The organism is Sinorhizobium sp. 8-89 (assembly GCF_030124325.1).
Taxonomy (GTDB): domain Bacteria; phylum Pseudomonadota; class Alphaproteobacteria; order Rhizobiales; family Rhizobiaceae; genus Sinorhizobium.
The window spans coordinates 1-17,452 of the sequence record NZ_JASKLR010000050.1 but is presented as its reverse complement, the minus strand read 5'-3'; the positions used below and the strand labels follow the sequence as shown (position 1 = coordinate 17,452).

16 protein-coding genes are annotated in these 17,452 nt (G+C 60.6%); 5 read left to right on the top strand and 11 right to left on the bottom strand.

Annotation, left to right across the window (positions count from 1 at the left end):
* Positions 1 to 373 precede the first annotated feature (373 nt).
* Entirely contained in the window at positions 374 to 790 is a 417-nt protein-coding gene (locus QN219_RS32820) for a DoxX family protein (protein ID WP_284004609.1), read from the bottom strand.
* 615 nt (positions 791 to 1,405) lie between these two features.
* On the opposite strand from QN219_RS32820, the gene QN219_RS32815 reads away from it, so the two are divergent.
* Positions 1,406 to 3,685 (top strand): PBP1A family penicillin-binding protein, encoded by a 2,280-nt coding sequence (locus tag QN219_RS32815; RefSeq protein WP_284004608.1) that lies wholly within the window; start codon positions 1,406 to 1,408, stop codon positions 3,683 to 3,685.
* Positions 3,686 to 3,859: 174 nt separating this feature from the next.
* On the top strand, positions 3,860 to 4,066 hold the full coding sequence (locus tag QN219_RS32810) for a hypothetical protein (RefSeq protein ID WP_269275622.1): 207 nt from the start codon (positions 3,860 to 3,862) through the stop codon (positions 4,064 to 4,066).
* Between the two features lie 325 nt (positions 4,067 to 4,391).
* On the opposite strand, the gene QN219_RS32805 is transcribed toward QN219_RS32810, so the two are convergent.
* Both QN219_RS32805 and QN219_RS32800 read right to left on the bottom strand, forming a co-directional pair.
* Positions 4,392 to 4,607, bottom strand: coding sequence for a hypothetical protein (locus QN219_RS32805; protein ID WP_284004607.1), 216 nt, complete (start codon positions 4,605 to 4,607; stop codon positions 4,392 to 4,394).
* Between the two features lie 338 nt (positions 4,608 to 4,945).
* A complete protein-coding gene (locus tag QN219_RS32800) occupies positions 4,946 to 5,551 on the bottom strand; it encodes an isochorismatase family cysteine hydrolase (protein ID WP_284004606.1) in 606 nt (201 codons plus the stop codon).
* Between the two features lie 274 nt (positions 5,552 to 5,825).
* On the opposite strand from QN219_RS32800, the gene QN219_RS32795 reads away from it, so the two are divergent.
* Positions 5,826 to 6,032, top strand: a complete 207-nt coding sequence (locus QN219_RS32795; protein WP_173514724.1) for a CsbD family protein — start codon at positions 5,826 to 5,828, stop codon at positions 6,030 to 6,032.
* A gap of 133 nt (positions 6,033 to 6,165) precedes the next feature.
* On the opposite strand, the gene QN219_RS32790 is transcribed toward QN219_RS32795, so the two are convergent.
* Both QN219_RS32790 and QN219_RS32785 read right to left on the bottom strand, forming a co-directional pair.
* Positions 6,166 to 6,771 carry a general stress protein gene (locus tag QN219_RS32790; protein ID WP_284004605.1) on the bottom strand — a complete coding sequence of 202 codons (606 nt, stop codon included), beginning with the start codon at positions 6,769 to 6,771 and terminating at the stop codon, positions 6,166 to 6,168.
* A 39-nt stretch (positions 6,772 to 6,810) separates the two neighbouring features.
* Positions 6,811 to 7,122 (bottom strand): PepSY domain-containing protein, encoded by a 312-nt coding sequence (locus QN219_RS32785; RefSeq protein ID WP_284004604.1) that lies wholly within the window; start codon positions 7,120 to 7,122, stop codon positions 6,811 to 6,813.
* Positions 7,123 to 7,712: 590 nt separating this feature from the next.
* Here QN219_RS32785 and QN219_RS32780 point away from each other — a divergent pair.
* Positions 7,713 to 8,120: a DUF1236 domain-containing protein gene (locus QN219_RS32780; RefSeq protein WP_284004603.1), complete on the top strand. Its 408-nt coding sequence runs from the start codon at positions 7,713 to 7,715 to the stop codon at positions 8,118 to 8,120.
* Positions 8,121 to 8,255: 135 nt separating this feature from the next.
* Here the strand turns inward: QN219_RS32780 and QN219_RS32775 are convergent, their stop codons facing one another.
* Both QN219_RS32775 and QN219_RS32770 read right to left on the bottom strand, forming a co-directional pair.
* Positions 8,256 to 8,642, bottom strand: a complete 387-nt coding sequence (locus QN219_RS32775; RefSeq protein ID WP_284004600.1) for a hypothetical protein — start codon at positions 8,640 to 8,642, stop codon at positions 8,256 to 8,258.
* Between the two features lie 136 nt (positions 8,643 to 8,778).
* Positions 8,779 to 9,672: a hypothetical protein gene (locus QN219_RS32770; RefSeq protein ID WP_284004597.1), complete on the bottom strand. Its 894-nt coding sequence runs from the start codon at positions 9,670 to 9,672 to the stop codon at positions 8,779 to 8,781.
* Between the two features lie 320 nt (positions 9,673 to 9,992).
* On the opposite strand from QN219_RS32770, the gene QN219_RS32765 reads away from it, so the two are divergent.
* Positions 9,993 to 10,772: a ZIP family metal transporter gene (locus tag QN219_RS32765; protein WP_284004595.1), complete on the top strand. Its 780-nt coding sequence runs from the start codon at positions 9,993 to 9,995 to the stop codon at positions 10,770 to 10,772.
* Between the two features lie 63 nt (positions 10,773 to 10,835).
* Here the strand turns inward: QN219_RS32765 and QN219_RS32760 are convergent, their stop codons facing one another.
* The 4 genes from QN219_RS32760 to QN219_RS32745 form a co-directional block, all read right to left on the bottom strand.
* Positions 10,836 to 13,379, bottom strand: a complete 2,544-nt coding sequence (locus QN219_RS32760; RefSeq protein ID WP_284004594.1) for an NAD-dependent epimerase/dehydratase family protein — start codon at positions 13,377 to 13,379, stop codon at positions 10,836 to 10,838.
* 207 nt (positions 13,380 to 13,586) lie between these two features.
* Complete coding sequence (locus QN219_RS32755; RefSeq protein ID WP_284004593.1) at positions 13,587 to 14,789, bottom strand: hypothetical protein; 1,203 nt, start codon at positions 14,787 to 14,789, stop codon at positions 13,587 to 13,589.
* A gap of 17 nt (positions 14,790 to 14,806) precedes the next feature.
* Entirely contained in the window at positions 14,807 to 15,172 is a 366-nt protein-coding gene (locus QN219_RS32750) for a hypothetical protein (RefSeq protein WP_284004591.1), read from the bottom strand.
* An 81-nt stretch (positions 15,173 to 15,253) separates the two neighbouring features.
* Positions 15,254 to 17,452 (bottom strand): VCBS domain-containing protein (locus QN219_RS32745; RefSeq protein ID WP_284004590.1); only part of this gene is annotated, 2,199 nt, incomplete at its 5' end.

The window sequence follows — 17,452 nt, the reverse complement described above, 5'->3', positions numbered from 1 at the left end:
CTATCGCACACCAGCCGAGGTGTTCATGGCACATTTGCGAGATTGCGGGTAATCCCCTACCATCCACTCGTCATTGTTGCACTTGGATTAGATTCTCCAGGGCTATTTAGTAATGCGACAGTTGGGCCAGTTAGAGATGCGACAGTCCCGCCTCTCGATGCGCTGGTCAATGTCAACGTTGGGAGCAAGGATGACGACCTTCAGCCTGGTGAAGTGCATGAGCGTTCGGAGTCGTCATGTCCTGTTTAATCACCATGTCGCAGAAAGAATTGCATCGCCTCGAAGTCATGCTGCTCGGCCTCAGTCGAAGCCAGGTACGTCGCATCGAGGGCAACGCATCACCACTACCTTGCTGGTGCCTGATTGGCGGCACTTACTGTGACGCAGTGCTCTTCGCGCTCAACGTTCCGTCGATACTCCAGGCACCCGGTCCCGTGAACACGAGGAGCAGGAACACGAAGCAATAGAGGATTGAGGCGTCGCCACCGTTCAAAACCGGGAAGAAGCTTTGCGGCGCATGGACCATCCAATAGGCCACCGCCATCTCGCCGGCAAGCAGGAAGGCCACGGGACGGGTGAGCAGCCCAACGAGGATGAAAAGGCCGCCAACGAGTTCCATCAAGCCGCTGATCCCGGACAGCGAGAAGAGCGCGGGCAATCCCTGCTCGGGCGGACCTGGAAAGCCGAACATCTTTTGAGTGCCGTGCTCCATGAAGATCAAAGCCGTCACGATCCGAAGCGCAGCAAGCGCATAAGGACTGTAGCGGTCAAGAAATTGCATCTGCAACATAAGCTTTGTCCCTGTAGATCGGTCGCTCTCGAGCGAACCTCCTGTTCCTGGCAATGCGCATCACCAATGAGGCGCTGCAGGACAACGCGCACCAACGCAAAGCGGTTCAGGTGCGTCTCGCCACGATGAGTTCGACGCGATTGAGCATGGCCACGTGATTGGCGTGCAAGCCTATGACTGAAGCAAACCCGACGACCAGGATCTACCCGGTGTCAATCTCCATGACACCGGCGTGCCTGATCAGGAGCGTCATCGCGATCGGCGCGTGATCTCGCGCCGCGGGCCGGCAACCGCGATGGCGTGCGCTCCGCGGAATCGAACGCGATGGCAGCGTTGTCCCTCCCCTCCCGCTCGCAAGCGCATTGCGCGACACGATCGGCAGCACAGTCGTCGTTCACGATTTGAGCACACGGCGCTTCTGGGCAGACGGGGGCGTTGGCGCGGCCGCGTGCGGCAGCCGTCATCCTTTGTACAATGTTTTTGGCAACCTCTTGCCGGGTCAACGCGTTCTGCGCGACAAACAGGGGCGATCTAAGCCGAAGCGGAAAATGCTAGGAGGGGTCGCGTCGCGCACCTCAAGGCGGCGTGGTGCAGTCGTTTGGAAAGAGTTCACGCATGGCGGACGGCAATGCCGCTCCGGGCGGAGATCCGGAAAACCAAAGGCCGGACACTTCACGGCACAGCATCGAAGCGGCGGCAAGCTCCGGTGCTGCAACATTTGCGCGTACGCGGAGAGCGCTTGCCGAAACCGGCCGGGTTTTGTTGAGACTTGTCGAGGCGGTGCGGGGCGATGCAGTCGAGGCGGCACGGCAAGCCGCTGAAAAGCTCGGCCTGTTGGCCGGAAATTCCTGGCGGCGACTGCGAGCGGAACCTTCGAGCGCGAAGTCCGGGGGCACCGGATGGACTGCAACAATCTTGAGCTGGGCACGGTTCCGGCGCCGTACGCGGGACATTCCTTCCGTCCGAGGGAAACCACGTAGCAGACGAGCTATCGTCATGCGGAGCGCGGCGACTGCGAGCGCGGCATCCCTTGCGTCGCTGATCGCCCTCTTCTCCTGGGCCTTGGCCGACGTGCCCTGGAACGAGATCGCCGATGGTTCACTGAAGCCGGTCGTGGTGCTTGAAACGGCCGCTGGCGAGCCGCTGGTGACCCAGGGGCCGCTTCAGGGGCCTTATGCGGCACGAAAAGATTTCCCGCCTCATCTCATCGATGCCGTCCTTACCAGAGAGGACCGGCGCTTCTATGAGCACTTCGGCGTCGATCTGAAGGGCATTCTTCGCGCAATCTACAGGAATGTCGGTGCAGGCGAAGTCGTTCAAGGCGGCAGCACGATCACTCAGCAACTGGTCAAGATCCTTTATCTGGAGCGAGACCGCACCTGGAAGCGAAAGATCCAGGAAGCGGTCATAGCATTCTGGCTGGAGCACAAACTTGGCAAGGACGAAATCCTCACGCGCTATCTGAACAACATCTATCTTGGTGCCGGTGCAACGGGCGTACCGGCGGCCGCCCGCATTTACTTCGACAAGGAAGTGCGGGAACTCAACGTAAGCGAATCGGCAATGCTTGCGGGTATTATCCGCGCGCCCTCGCAGCTCAACCCGATCAACAATCCGGATGGCGCGCGCCGGCAAGCGGAATCCGTGCTCGATGCCATGATCGAGGGCGGCAAGGTAACCGCGGGACAGGCCAAGACCGCGACTGCGGAGCTTCGTCCGGTAAAGCCGGCAACACGGTCGGGGAGCTGGTTTGCGGACTGGGTAATGCAGGAAGCGCGCGAGCTTGCGGGACCCTATCGGGGCACGATCAAGGTCAGAACGACAATGATGCCGCGGCTGCAAGCGATCGCCGAAAATGTCATTGCCGAAACCCTCCAACAGGAGGGTACGAAAGCGGGAGTCCAGCAGGCTGCCTTGGTGGCGATGACGCCGCAGGGCGCCGTGGTTGCCATGGTCGGCGGGCGTGATTATTCGAAGAGCACGTTCAACCGAGCGGTTACGGCCATGCGCCAACCTGGCTCCGCCTTCAAGCTCTTTGTCTACTATGCGGCATTGAAGGCCGGCCTTACGCCTTTTGACTGGGTGGAGGATGCACCGGTCGAGATCGACGGCTGGTCCCCGGGAAACTATGGTGGCGGCTATCGCGGCCAAGTCAGTATAGCAGAGGCGTTCGCGCGGTCGCTGAACGCGGCGACGGTGGCACTGGCAATGGAGGTTGGGATCGACAAGGTCATCGCCGCCGCTCGGGAGCTCGGGATTGATGCCAAACTTGCTGAAACACCAAGCCTGGCCCTCGGCTCGTCGGAAGTGAACCTGCTTGACCTCAGCGGCGCCTACGCCTCCGTTCTTGCCGGCGCCGCCCCGGTCGAGCCCTGGGGGATCGTATCCTTTCATGCCGACGGACAGCCGCAGGCATTTCGCGTGGGGGCGTCCAAGCAACCCACGACCGACCTCGGCCAATATCAGCCGGACCTCGTTGGTTTGTTGAGGTTGGTCGTCGAGCGAGGGACGGGCCGGGAGGCCGATCTCGGGATGCTGCTCGCGGCGGGCAAGACCGGCACCAGTCAAAACCATCGCGACGCCTGGTTCATTGGCTTCACCGAACGGCTGGTTGTTGGGGTTTGGGTCGGGAACGACGACGAAGCGCCGATGAACGAGGTAACAGGCGGTAAACTCCCCGCACGGATCTGGCGCAACTTCATGACCACCGCACTGGCGACGGGCGGCGAAAGCATGCCAAACGAGCCCGATACGCCGGTGGCAGGTTCCACAAATGGCGGCGGTGCGCCTGCCTCCTGCAACTTTCACGCCTGCGCCCGCGCCTATCGCTCGTTTCAGCCGTCAGACTGCACGTTTCAACCGTACAGCGGGCCACGTCGGCTTTGCGAAAAATAGCCTGCTCGGCAAACAAGTAACCTTGTGCGCGAGCCTGCCCGAGGGGCGATCTCTCAATGCCAGGAACCATTCAGCGGATTGTCAGTTTGGAAAGATCGCTTGTGCATGGCGATGTTTTCGGCGGGACTGTGGCCGCCCTCGCTGCGCCTCGCGCCAAGTCAGGAGGCAAATATCATGGACGCTTCCATCGGCGACGGATCTCACCTTATCCTTCCGGGTGAGTTCGTGATGCTCAAGGATATCCTCGCAATTTCCGTCCACGAGCGGAACCTGTCGATCGACAGTGAGGAAGCAAGGGAAATCGCCGCGCGGCTGATCGATCTCTATCAAAACGGCGTCAGGGATCTCACGGCTCTGCGCGCCATGGCCAAGCTCTTTTAGGCGGGGACCTTGCCTCTCGCTGGGACGCCCGCAGGCTTGATTTCCGCAGCTCCACGAGCTCGCCTTAGCTCAATCCAAAAAACGAAAGGACGGCGAGGACGATCACGACAGCGCCGACGAGCCAAATGAGATTGTTCATAACGGTCTCCTTTGAATTGCTCTAAAAAACCGCGGCTCAGGCAAAATGTTCCGCCTCTCACGCCTGGGGGTCTTCCTTCAATGAGTAGACTTGGACGCCGGCCACGACTCGCTGCCGGCCCGACTCCCGGTGAGACCGAGCAACGCCTAGCCGTCAATTTTTCGCGCCGAGACGTATCGCCATGTATCAGGATTTGCGACGGGCGATGGCCTGCATGTCTTCCAACTTGAGGTCGTCGATCGCTGACAAAGCTTCCTCGGCGGACCAGCCGGCGCGCATGGCGGCGGCCACGAGTCTAGCCTCGGCTTCCTGCTCGAGGTGCAGATATAGCGGCTCCAGCGCTTCGCGCGCGGTCACAACGTGCCCAGCGGGGGTGGCAACGGCGTGAGACTGCTGTGACATCGCACGTCCTCCATGGTTCGTGGTCACGATTAACGGAATGCTTGGGCGGCGCTTCTGTTCCCTCAAACGCCGTTGCTTTGTCGTTGATATTAAATGAATAGGGCGCTCAACCCGTTGTGGGGAGCGCCCTATTCGACCCGGAGACGCAATTCCCGCCTGACCAATCGTCGGCTCGAAAGCACCTCGATACGGGTAGTGGCGTATTAGATGGGCCTTGGCCAGCCGGTTTCAAGGTTTCGTCGCGCACCGCTTTTGAGAAACCCGCAGGGTCAGACTTTCTTGAGGAGCCAGGCAATGCCCGTGGTCCAGTGATCGCGGGGAGTGCTGGCGTAGCGAGGTTACGCGCTCGCCTCCGCAAGAAACATTTCCGTCGTCATGAGCTGCAGTTGCACGGAAAAACGCTCGCCCAAAAGCTCCAGCGAGGCATCATGTGAATCATCCGCGCTGCTGCATACGGCGTCTTTAAGAAGGATGACCCGATAGCCGAGGTCGATTGCGCCGAGTGTAGCGGCGAGAACGCAAACATCGGTTTCGCCGCCACTGATAACCAGCGTCGAGACCTGGTCGCGTTGAAGTCTTGCGTGGAGCGTGCCGTCAAACCATGGTGAGTAGGTGCGCTTGTCGTGTATTTGGGCAGGCGGAACAAGTTCTGCGAGCGGCTGAATCAACTCGACCATGTCGGCGGGCAGATGCTCACCGGTCATCATCCACCATTTCGAATAATAGGCCGCCCATGTGCCCGGCATTCCGGCGGCGGTCCTGGGAGGAATGAAACGGGTAAAGATTGTGCGATCGCGATGGCGGCCGGCTACCTCGATGACCTCGGGAGATACCTTGTCCATCCACGGAACATGCCATGGCGTGTCTTCGGCAAACATCTTCTGCATGTCGACACAAAGATGCCGCCAGTGGCCAAGAGACTCCGCTTTGAAGAGTTTTGCCATGTCCTGTCTGCTCGTGAGGGATAGAACAAATGCGCGCCGACGATTGACGGGCCATTGCCTCGGCTGCGCCTTCGAAGCCGCTTCATTCGCTCGACGCTCCAACGTTTCCGGCTAACGATCGATCCGGATGATTGTTCCCGGCCCTGGGGCAGTGGCGAGGAGCGCCGGGCGGCGCATGATCCCGTAACAGGCATGTCGTTTAGAGAGGCTGAGGAAACAAAATCCGCCATCGCGAGTTCCCACACTAGGTGAACAAACGACCAGGAGAAAGTTCATGGACTGGAACCGTGTTGAAGGTAACTGGAAGCAAGTCAAAGGGAAGATCAAGGAACAATGGGGGCGGCTCACCGATGACGATCTCGACGAGATCGCAGGTAAGCGCGAGCAACTCGAGGGCAAGATCCAGGAGCGTTACGGCATCGAAAAGGACAACGTAAGACGAGATGTCGACGATTGGTATTCCCGCCAGACGTGGAACTGATGCGCTTTGAGAGATTGTCAGATACCCCGCCTCCCGGCGGGGTATCTTCGTGTTTGGCGCGACGTCCCTCGCGCCGGTTAACGTTTTGGTCTGCCGCGGCGGACCGCCGGGTGGATCGTCGCGGGGGCGTTAGCTATCCCCTCATCGTGCGATAGCGTTCGCGCTCGCGTTCGATCTCGTCCGGCGTGTAGGGTGCCGCGGCACCGTCAAAGCGCGCCCAACCCTCCTCGGTATAGGCGCGCCGCCGCTCGGTCGGATCAACCCAGTTGGATTTCTGCAAGATCGCGAGGACCTGAGGTGCGCGGCCTTCATCGACACGTGCCGACACTAGCGTTCCCCCGCGTCGAATCCCTTCGGCGTAGAAGTGCGCCTCTTGTTCGGGAACTCCCGAATCGGTCAACGCGCCGATGATGCCACCCGCTGCGCCACCGGCCACGGCCCCGGCAGCAGCACCGGCGGCGGTCGAAGCCAGCCATCCCGCTGCGACAACAGGACCCACGCCCGGAATTGCCATCAGACCAAGACCGGTCAGAAGGCCGATCGCGCCGCCGCCAGCGGCCCCGAGGCCGGCACCAGTTCCCGCCCCTGTGGCGGCTCCCGAGGCCTCGTCGGAATAACGCTCGCCGGCGTTGTTTGCGACTATGCTGATATCGTCGGACGGGATGCCGACAGCTTCCAGTTCGCTCACGGCTTTGCGGGCGTCCTGATAATCATCGAAAAGCGCTGAGACAGTTCTCATGCTTATGCTCCTTGGTGGATTTGATAGGGCGTCTTCTGATCAGAGCGCCGTTACGTTGCCTTGATAATCGAGTGCGACCGAGACGGACTTTCCGTCCTTCATGGCGGTTGCGCGCCAGACACCCTGATCATCAAGCTTCAGCTCCTTGACCTCGGTGTAGCCGGCCTGCTCCATGCGTTGCTTTGCCTGATCTTCCGTGAAGCTGTTAGCTCCCTCGACAGGCGCAGCCGGGTTGGTACTGTCAGGCGTGGTGACTGCGGGGGTGTTCCCCGACGGAGAAGCCGTCTGCGCAACCGCCGGCATCGTGGCAGCGCCCATCAGCGCCGCCGCCGCAAAGATCTTATATTTCATTTGCTTACCTCTTCCTGGGATCTGGTCTCCGAATCCGGTCAAAATCAAACCCACCAACGGAATTTTGGTTCCAGTCTTGACGAAGTCGCGGAAACACCGTGCATCTCTCGGCGTTCGTTGATCTCAAAGCCCTCGGAGCCATGACTTGGATCCCGGCAGAAATTCCGCCCGCTGACGCCGCCGCCCTACTCGACTTCGGTCGGGTGTGATCGCGGTGAGCTTTCCAACATCTCCTGGAAGGGGCGTCTCACCATAGAAGGCCTGCATAGAAGGCCCGTGGACGCCGGTGCTGACGTCGAAGATGTAAGAAGAAATAACCGGGAAAGTGGACGGCGAGGTCGCCTCATGTTGAGGCTTGCGCGTCGCCAGCGCACCAGAGGGGTTAAATAGAACCCTATTTGCAGAGGTGCAATATGTATATCTGCAGAAGCGACTAAGATAAATCAATGCGTTTTCCAGGGAAATTTGCCCTGCGATCTCTCTCAATATGCCTTTCACAATTTGTTATAGTCTTTAACAATGCGCAAATATGCGGAACCTATTGTTCCGAGGCTCGTTCTGTCCTTCATACGATGAAAGGAGTACTGACCATGAGCAAAAAGATTCTTTTGGTGTCCGCGCTTGCGACAGGCCTTCTTGCTGCTCCCGCAATGGCAAACGATAACAACGATGCCGCCGTAACAGGTGCTGCGGGTGGGGCTGTAACGGGTGCGATCGTCGGGGGTCCGGTGGGCGCTGCTGTCGGCGGCGCGGTCGGGCTCATTGCCGGCGCCGTCATTTCTCCTCCGCCACAACAGGTGGTCACATATGTAGAGCAGCAGCCGATGCCGGCAGATACGGTCGTCATTCAGGAGCCCATCGCAGTGGGCCGGCCGCTCCCACGGACGGTCACTCTGACGCCAATCCCCGAAAATCCGACCTATGCCTACGCTGTCGTGAACAAGCAGCGCGTGATCGTTGATCCAAAGACCTACACCGTAGTGCAGGTCATCCAGTAGGCCGGCTATGCTCCCTGCCCTCTCTCGGCGGGGAGCCCTGCTTCCCGTCGTCCCGCCAGACTATGGCCCCACCCTTTTTCCACCTAGCTCGCAGGCGCAACTGTGAGGGTGGCTCGTTCGGCATAAGGACGTATCTCACAGGAGGAGCCGTTTCATATAGTCGAGGCGGTGCATCAGGTCCGCCACCAGAACATCGACGCGGCTTTTCGGCTCGGATCGGCGATGTGTCATCCCGGCGAGGGCCACAACGGCGATGAGAATAACGCCAGCAAAGATGATGGGGTGGTCGGTGATGGCGCCTCCAGCCGCCCTGCCCGCCGCTCGCGTTCTCGATAGCGAAGGCTGCACACCGTCGTAACCCGCTTGGGCGACCGCACGCTTGAGTGCTTCCAAGTCGGCGCGGAGCTGTTTGAGCTGCTTGGCGGGCGATGGCGCCCTGTTTTTCTGCACACCAACTGTTTCATTCTGCTTATCGACAACACCGACGGGAATAGTTTCCCCAATTCTGGGAGCCTTGGCCATGAAAATCTCCTCGACGTAGCCTTGAGCACAATCGTGCAGGGCGGCGAAAGTTCCACGACGTTCATGCATGTACTGAAGGCCCGCTGGGGAGGGTCGCCCAAGCAGGCTTGGAACGCCGATGCGGCCGACCGATGGTTCAGGTTGATTGGCTGACCGCACGGGTTTGTCTTCGGCGTTCGGCGGTCCGCACCTTTCGGCGGGCAATCCTAAGTTCGGCAAGTGTCGGCCTCCACCAGCCGAGGATATGGTCCCGCAGCCCCGGCTCACGACGGGCCGGCCAAGTCGCTATGAGTTCTGACAGGCTCGCCGGGCGCCAAGTGCCCCAGACATAGTCAAGCCCAGTCCGGGCGGCATGTGGATAGAAGGTGATGAGCACAGGCGGCTCGACGAACTCGCCCGAGACCTCGACAAATACGACGATCCCATACTGCTCGGTTGCTACGGGGCGGCCCAAGGGTGGCAACTCATCATAGGGCAAGGGATAACGACGGCGGCGGCGTTCGGCCGAACGCAACCGCGCGGCCTTCTGCTCCCTCGAGTTCTTATTCGCCTCCCGACGTCGCTTCCGTTCCTCCGGTTCACTACGTCTCGCCGCTTCCTCGATCCTTTGCCAGCGGCGACGCAGTTCCTCATAGGACCGGAACGGCACGTGCCAGACGCGGAGATCCTCATCCCAGTGTGACCATGGAATTGCACGCAGTTCCTCAAGAACGGTCTTGGAATAGGGTGTTCGAACGCGGAGGTCCTCGCCGAGCTCGAGATAGGGACTGACAATCGGATCAAAGGCATAAGCATCTCTGCCCTTGGAGTCTCCATGCGCATCGAGAAGCTCGGCTTCTCGCGCGAGCCAGCGGTCCACGCGGCGGGCAGCGGTTTTGCCCGGGACGAACCAGCTCCTGCGCTCGTCACTCCACCTCGCGCGCGGAAAGGCCTCCCGGAAACGCTCGACCGTCATCCGGTCGTAGGGGAAGGTCGCGAACGTGCCGGAGGTCTCTTCTTTTTCGCGCGCGGGCCGTTGTGTCAACTCCACGACTATGAACCCCTAGGCGATCGACGTCTCAAAGGAAACGCCAAGCTGCTTACGTTGGTTCATCTAGGCCGGGTAAACGATCAAGCGCTTGTTTGAACGTCGCCCAACAGTTGAGCTGCAGGAACAAACGTGGCGTGCGGACCGTTACGAGCATGTCGAGGATTGCGGGCATTAAAAGCGCCCGCGGGAAGACAAGTCCGGCTGAACGTTCCCGAGATCATTTTGTTGTTCCATTGAAACAACAAAATGATCTAACTCTTTGAAACCACGCAATTCCGGACAAATACGCTACACCTTTCATGGAATTGCTCTGGGTTGTGATGAACAATGATCTGCTGCTTACGTTGGGAGTTGCCTCTGTTGCGGCTGTCGCGTCGCCAATGGGCGGTCTGCTCGCGATTGCGATCAGACCATCAAGCCTCGTGCTTTCGATCACCGTCGGCTTTGCAGCCGGCGTTCTGCTCGGCACCTTCGCATTTGAAATGATGCCCAAGTCTCTGGAACTCGCAAGTGTACCGGTCGTGGTCACCGGATTTCTGCTTGGCCTGGCTCTCGTCTACATTCTCGACCTCTACGTCAATCGCTGGCAAATGGCCGGGGCGGAAGCGGATCAAAAACGCGCGGTAGACCGCCTGCACCGGCACAAGAAGCCCCGTGGTAGCGGCATTGCTGTGCTTGCCGGCGGCACGAGCGCAGAGGAACTGATCGAAGGCATGGCGATCGGCATTGGCGCCGCATTCGAGCCTCGCGTGGTCCTGATCGTGGGCTTGGCCATCTGCATCGACAATCTCAGCGAGGGCATGAGCATCGGCGAATTGGCCCTCGACAAAGAGCAGAAGGAAGCAAACCGGTACATTCTCGGATGGACCTCGGTAATCGGGATCTCCCTGTTCGTCTCGGCGGTAGCGGGCTGGTTTCTTCTGAAGGGTCTTTCAGAAGCTGTCCTGGGCTTTCTTTTTGCGATGGGAGCCGGTGGCATGTTTTACCTTACCATCACCGACCTCGTACCCGAGGCGGAGTCGCACCAGTTCCAGCAGTCTTCAGCGATCGCCAACGCTATCGGCTTCCTGGGAGTGATGGCGCTTACGGAATTAACTTGAGCAGGAAAAAGAGAGCGACAAGCAAGGCTCGGCGCCGCGCCATGCTCCAGAAAATTGTGCATTTCAGACGATTGCTCGGTCCCAGCCGCCATAGTGCTCCTTGCTGCGCGTCCCGCGCGGCAGGCTGAGCGCAACCAGAGCCAACCCGATTGCCACGTCCGCGAATGTACCGGCCATGCCACCGCCGGGAAGCAAAAATGGTGATGCCGCAACCCACGCACCGAGCGCAACATTCAGGAAACGGACGGGCCGCACAACTTCTGCCATCGCCGTAACCGCGACCATAATGACGATGCAGCCGACGACGTGATCACTATAATAGAGCGGCGGATTACTGCCGAAGACAAGCGGCGTCGTCATCAAGGCCGCGCCGAGGAAGACGCTCGCCACCAGAGTCCACGGGAAATTGACACCGCCGGTGATGAATTCTCTGAGCAGCTTGGAAGCCGGGCGGTCGAGATCGGGCCTGGGCGTCTGGTTTTCCGAAAGCGCCGGACCGCCCATCCAGAACGTCCGCCAGAGCGGCTCGCCGGCCCTCGTCGCCCGCCACAGATATTGGATGGTCGCCAGCACCTCGTCGATCGAATAGGGGATCAACACAACGGTAACTGCGGCCTGGACGATGCAGAGCGTGCACAGCGCTCCGATCAGCGGCGGCTGGATGATGATGAAGGAGACGCTGACCGCGCCGAGTGGAATGATCAGCAAGCCGAAGAGCAGCACCATCCAGGGCATGGTGCGCCAGCGGCGCCGGTCGCCGATCGCGCCGGCGAGAATGTCGAGCGCATAGGCAAAGGCACCGAGCCCGGCATCCGCGATTGGAAATCCCTTCGATACCCATGACGTCACCACCGCTTCACTGCCATTGCGGACGGGGGCGGCGCCCGGTCCGAAGAAAGGGTCCCAAAGACCGTCGATATGCCCCATCTGAAAGGCGGCAAGATAGCGCGAGACGAACAGGCCGACGAAGGCGAGCGCCACGATCGGGATCCGCTGGGTGAAGGACGACGGCGAATAGCTCCAGCCGAGCGGGCGGTCGTCGTCCGCCGCAAGCGCCCGGCTACTGATGCCCGGCGTCGGCGGGATCATTACGGCGAAGACCGGGATCAACATGCCGGCAAGTGTGTCGATCGCGTATGCGGCGGCGCTTGTCGTCCAGAAGACGAGCGGCGCGAACATGATCCAGACGCCGAGACCCGTCGTGATCCATTGCCCCCAGGACCAACGGCGATACATCCCGAACAGCGCGAATGCGACTACGAGCAGTCCGGACACCATCTCGCTCACACCGAGACGCGCATTGCGGATATCGGCCTCGGCAATCTCGTGCCCCAGCGCGGGAGGCAATGGCGCGCCGACGGGGTCGAAAAGGCCGAGCGTCATCGGCGAAGCGATAAGCCATAGGCCTAGCGCGACGTTCGCCAGCGGCGCCCAGAGCGTGCGCAGCCGGTGTTGCTCCACGGCGGCCTCGACCTCCTCGTTGCTGCGCTCCAATGGTCGGTCGAGTCTTTTCTCGACCTGCTCGATCTCCGGCCCCGAGGCGGCCACGGCGGAGGGCTCCAGCTTGTTCTTCGCGTACCAGTCGGTCGGGTCTTCCTTCAGCCGTCCGATCATTTCCGGCAGTGTGCCTGCAAGGCTATGTTTGGGCTTCCAGTCGAGCAGGGCTCGGGCGCGGGAAATGTCGATCTCGTAGTGATCGTCCGAGTTCTCGATCATCCACGGCTTGATGTCCGTCTCCTGGTCGAGCACCTCCGTCTGCACCCATGCCCCGGTCTTGGCGAGCCCCCTGGGCAGGACGAGTGTGCGCCAGTCCTCGCCATGGATAAGCTGGCCGAAGCGTTTCTGCAGATCGCCATAGGACAGGGTTTCTTCCTCGCCGACCAGCATCACGCTTTCGGCCGGCAATTCGCCGCGACGGTCGACGGTGCGCACAAACACTTCAACCAGATCGTCCTTATGCAGGTACGGCTGCCCTGCCCCAAGATCGCCACTGAAAACGTAGGCTGTAGGGAGCCGCTCGAAGATGCGGGCGATCTGTTGCGCGATGAATGTGGCGCGGCAGTCCTCGTCATAGACGCCGGCAAGACGCAGGATAACGGTCTTGATCCTGCCACGCTCCTTCGCGATCACGGCCTCGGTTTCGGCTTTCGACTTCGGATATGCCCAGGACGGTTCTAGCGGAGAGGCCTCGTCGATCCGCACGCCTTTGTCCGGGCTCGGAGCGTGCACCAGCAGCGTGCTCGCGAAGATGAACTGCTCGGTTTCGAGGTGCTGCAGTGCGGTGAGCAGCCGCCGCGTCCCCTGAACATTCACCGCATCATACTTCGGATTGCTCTTGCCGCTCGTGTCGTAATAGGCGGCGAGATGGATCACCGAGGCCAGGCGACCGCCGCTGCGCCTGCGCACCGCCTCCACCGCATCCCTCACGCTCTCATCGGAGGTGAGATCGATTTCGATCGTCTCGAAATTGTCCGACGACCTCTTTGGGGCAGCCACGTCGAAACCGATGACGCGGTATCGGTCTCTCAAGCCGGACGCGATCGCCTGCCCAAGAAAGCCGCTCGAGCCCGTGATGACAACGGTCGGCTGATTTGTATCTTTCGGCATGTCGAAGCCTTTGCGGAAGCTTCTTTGCAAACGTCCCTTCCAACGGGAAGTTCCGAGCCGCGTTCCCTCCCCCGCAAGCCTCGGCGCGCCTTTCGTGATCAGTCATGATGGTCGCCCGCGTCTCGCACGGCGCGGCGCGATCGTTCAGGTATCGGACGATACGAACTCTGCCATGCTCCTAACGCGGACTGTCCTTCGCAGGCAGCTTCAGAACGATCGCGGCGCTGGATCCACAAGCTTCAGGCTTCCGGCGGCCACCTGATGGATGGCACAGGTTCGCCTTACGGAACCGTCCTTGTTGAAACGAAATGCGGCTGCCGCGCCGAGGAAGCCAGCGGGCGACTTCATGGTTTGCTCGTTGATTCCATTTTCATTTTGCGTGCGCGCGAGACCCGCCGCAAGCGCAACGACATCAAAGCCGTAGGCTGCGTCGACATCTGCTGGCCGCTCATACCTCTGGCGGAAGCTTGCCGTCATCCGCGAGCCGTTCTCCGGCCCGAAGAGACAGAGGTGACTGCCGGCGAGCTCCGGACGCTTGTAGGCGGCGGATGACCAACCGGAGCTGCCGAGGATAATCGCGTTCGGCTTCAGGTAACCGCCCGCCCTCAGCCGCGAAAGAGCGCCCATGTCCGCATCGCCAGCGCCGACCAGGAGCACCGAGTCGACGTCCTTTATCCTGCCTTTGGTGCTCGCGTCTCCCGAAAAGGGATCTGCGCCCGCGGCGGCCATCACGAGCGGCTTGATGTTGTAGCTGGCAAGTCCACTGGCCAGCCGTTGGCTTTCGGTTGCGGTCAAATCCGCCGACGAGAGCACGACAAGCCGTGTTCGGCCGGACGCTACCGCGTAGGATGCGCCTTCGACGGCGCTGTCGATCCGGTCGGACACAAAGGAAAATGTTCCAGCCGGCCGTTCCAATGCATTGTTCCGCAGCGCCAGGATTGGTGCACCCTTGGCACCAAACCCCTCGCGAACGAGGCTTATCGGCGCGTCCGTGGCCGACACGGCGACGAGCTTCACGTCCTGGCTTGCAAGCCGCTGGGCGGCGTCCCGCAGCTGTTGCGGTGAGCCATCGGTATTTTCTATGGCAAGCGCAAGCTCACCGCCGCCAAGTTCGTCCAGCGCGAGCAGCGCACCGTCGCGAACATCGCGCTCTCGCTCGCTTGCACCGGTCGTCGCCATCAGCGCGGTGACAAGCCCGATGCGAGTTGGTCCGGCGCCGATGGTTTCCTGCGGCTTGGGCGCTTGTATGGCCGCACGGCGCACCTGCCCCGCCTGTGGCGGTTTGACGTCGAGAACCTCCTTCGTCGCACCCTGACAACCGGCAAGCAGGCCGACCACCATTGTCGCGAGCGTCATCCAGGGAAGGCGAAGCGCGGCGCGCTTTGCCGATGAAACTACATTGACCGGCATGGGCTAACCGCCTCTTTTCAGTGCATGAAGCGGAGCATCTTGGTGTGGAAGCAATCGCATTTGGCGAGATAGTCCTCGTCGCGCCAACCGGATTGCAGGTAACCATAGGCCTTGCCGCAAGCAACCTTGGCTTCCGAAGCCCAGACGAACGTCGGGCGGGTGGAAGAAATCCATCGCGGGTCGTCGGCGACCGCGACCGCCTGGTCCATGCGTGACACGACCTCCTTCGTGAGGGAGGTAATGTCCTGTCCTGCCGCCAGAGACGACGCGTCAAGCGTGTCGCATTGCCTTGTGACCGCCACATAATCGACCAAAAGGTCGGCGGCATGAGTTGCCGAAGCTGCGAGGACAATCACTGCCCCCGTGAATATCGCTCTGATCATTCGCTAGATGCCCCCTCCGGAAAGCCCGGTCCGCGCCATGTTTGCCGCGAGTCGGAAAAATGTAAAGATGATGCCCGGCGATCAGACCTCACCCGTCGTCTTGGTGCCGTTCTCGTTGAAGAGTATCTTCACGACCTCGGTCGAGACGGAGAAATCTTCGAGAACGGCCACCGTCTGCCACCCTGAGGCATTCCCGGCGCTGCCGTCCGTGTCGACCTGCAGGCTGGCGCTGCTGTTATTGGCGTCCTGGACGACCCTGACGTAGTTGTCGTCAAGTGTCGTGTCGGGCGCCAGGTCACCAAGCAGCTCCGTCAGGTCGACGACATCGCCCTCGCTCGCGTGATAGTCGGTGATGACGTCGTCGATGCCGATCTGCAGTTCGTTGCCGCCGATCACAAAGGTATCGGCGCCACCGCTGCCCGTCATCGTGTCCGAGCCCGCGCCGCCATGAAGTTGATCGTCGAAAGCGCTGCCAACCAGGATGTCATCGTAGTCCGATCCGATGATGCCTTCGATGTTCCGGTAGGTGTCCACGCCCAGACCAACGGCAGTGAGGTCCGCCACGGTGTTGCCCGTCGACTGCGTAAGTGTGAGTGTCACCCCTAAGGAAGCATCGGACAGATCGAGGAGATCAACACCGCTGCCGCCATCAACGGTGTCGTTGCCGGCGCCGCCACGCAATGTATCATTGCCGCCGCCGCCATTGATCACATCGTTTCCGCCGCGGCCGATGATGGTGTCGTCGAGAGCGCCGCCGGTGAGATTGTCGGCAGCTGAGGTGCCATAGATGAGATTGGACTTCGTATTATCGCCAACAACAACGATGCCGGGATCGCCCGGATCATTGTAATAGAACTGGAACTCAGCGGACCGCCCTTGAAAGTTACCACCATTGTTATCGTAATAACTCATGGTCCACTGATCGCCAGCGTGGACAGGATTTTGCGCGAGAAAATCTGCAAGGGTCGTCGCCGTCGCGATGCCCGAGCTGTTAAGCAGGTAGATGTTTGAATAGCTTACGGTCGCGGCCATGAGACCGGTGCTCTGATCGAAAAACCAGCTTTGCTCGAACTTCGCCGCTGTCGTGTCTGCTTCGACGACGACGAACCTGTTGGTTCCGATCTGAAGCTCGATCTGCAGTTCCTTTTCACGTGCAGTACCTGCGCTGCTTCCATTGAAGCCGGTCGGATCACGCTCGCTGAGCGGTATCGGCGTCTGGAAGTTCGTCTGTTGAAAATCCGTCAGGATCTTGATTGTTGCACCCGACAAATTTGCATTAATGCCATCGGCGAAGCTCTGGGACACCGGCATCATTTTGATGACGCTGTTTCCCGAGGTCAGCGGCCCGCCCTTGTCGTCGTTGATGCTCACTGAGGTTGCAGGCAGCCGGTTCGGCGGCACCTCGTTGATCGTCACCGAATAGGCTGTCGTTGTCGTCCCGTCGCTCGCCTGCAGGTTCAAGGTTCTGACGACGGTGTCATTGACCGTAGTTGTCGGCCTATAGACGACATCGTCAAGCAGATTAACGCCGGTCGTGGGATTGTAGAGCACCGTCGCGCTGGTCACCGCCACGTAGCTGCTGCCGTCGAAATAGAACACGCCGCTTGGTGCATTGGTCGCGGTGACGATGATGTTGTCGCCGTCGACATCCGTCGGGACCGATACCTGCAACGGATATCCGCTGCCAAAGCCAGGTGTCTGCTGGGCCGGATCGCTCGGCAGCCAAACGCAGGTGCTTGCCACCACAGGCGCGTCGTTGGCGCCGCTGATGGTGATCGTCACCGTCTCGGTGTCGGTCGCACCATGGCTATCGGTGACGGTGACCTGATAGGCGAAGCTGATCGTCTCGCCGCTGTCGAGGAACTGCACAAGCGCATTCGAGACGTTATAGGTCCAGTTGGAGCCACCGATCGCAAAATTGTTGGTCAACTCAGCAATCTGCGATGCGGTGAGGACGGTGGAAAGATCACCGCCGGACCATGCCGGCGCGCCGACGAGCGTGCTCGTCACCGAATGTGTATCGGTGATGTCAACGTCTGTGTAGCTCAGGTTGCCGCTGTCGCTGAGGTTGCCGGCGACAGCACTGAGATCCTCCGTTACGGAACCGGTGTGATCGACAGTCAAAACCGGCGCATCGTTCGTCCCATTGATGGTGATCGTCACCGTCTGGGTGTCGGTGGCACCGTTGTCGTCGGTGACCGTCACCACGAAGCTCTCGGTGCGGCTTTCGCCCTCGGCCAGGCTGTCGGCGAGGCCGTCGTCAAGCGTATAGCTCCACAC

Excerpts from the sequence above, each read along its gene's own strand:
- QN219_RS32820 (WP_284004609.1), bottom strand. The coding sequence starts at position 790 with ATGTTGCAGATGCAATTTCTTGACCGCTACAGTCCTTATGCGCTTGCT.
- QN219_RS32815 (WP_284004608.1), top strand. The coding sequence starts at position 1,406 with ATGGCGGACGGCAATGCCGCTCCGGGCGGAGATCCGGAAAACCAAAGG.
- QN219_RS32810 (WP_269275622.1), top strand. The coding sequence starts at position 3,860 with ATGGACGCTTCCATCGGCGACGGATCTCACCTTATCCTTCCGGGTGAG.
- QN219_RS32805 (WP_284004607.1), bottom strand. The coding sequence starts at position 4,607 with ATGTCACAGCAGTCTCACGCCGTTGCCACCCCCGCTGGGCACGTTGTG.
- QN219_RS32800 (WP_284004606.1), bottom strand. The coding sequence starts at position 5,551 with ATGGCAAAACTCTTCAAAGCGGAGTCTCTTGGCCACTGGCGGCATCTT.
- QN219_RS32795 (WP_173514724.1), top strand. The coding sequence starts at position 5,826 with ATGGACTGGAACCGTGTTGAAGGTAACTGGAAGCAAGTCAAAGGGAAG.
- QN219_RS32790 (WP_284004605.1), bottom strand. The coding sequence starts at position 6,771 with ATGAGAACTGTCTCAGCGCTTTTCGATGATTATCAGGACGCCCGCAAA.
- QN219_RS32785 (WP_284004604.1), bottom strand. The coding sequence starts at position 7,122 with ATGAAATATAAGATCTTTGCGGCGGCGGCGCTGATGGGCGCTGCCACG.
- QN219_RS32780 (WP_284004603.1), top strand. The coding sequence starts at position 7,713 with ATGAGCAAAAAGATTCTTTTGGTGTCCGCGCTTGCGACAGGCCTTCTT.
- QN219_RS32775 (WP_284004600.1), bottom strand. The coding sequence starts at position 8,642 with ATGGCCAAGGCTCCCAGAATTGGGGAAACTATTCCCGTCGGTGTTGTC.
- QN219_RS32765 (WP_284004595.1), top strand. The coding sequence starts at position 9,993 with ATGAACAATGATCTGCTGCTTACGTTGGGAGTTGCCTCTGTTGCGGCT.
- QN219_RS32760 (WP_284004594.1), bottom strand. The coding sequence starts at position 13,379 with ATGCCGAAAGATACAAATCAGCCGACCGTTGTCATCACGGGCTCGAGC.
- QN219_RS32755 (WP_284004593.1), bottom strand. The coding sequence starts at position 14,789 with ATGCCGGTCAATGTAGTTTCATCGGCAAAGCGCGCCGCGCTTCGCCTT.
- QN219_RS32750 (WP_284004591.1), bottom strand. The coding sequence starts at position 15,172 with ATGATCAGAGCGATATTCACGGGGGCAGTGATTGTCCTCGCAGCTTCG.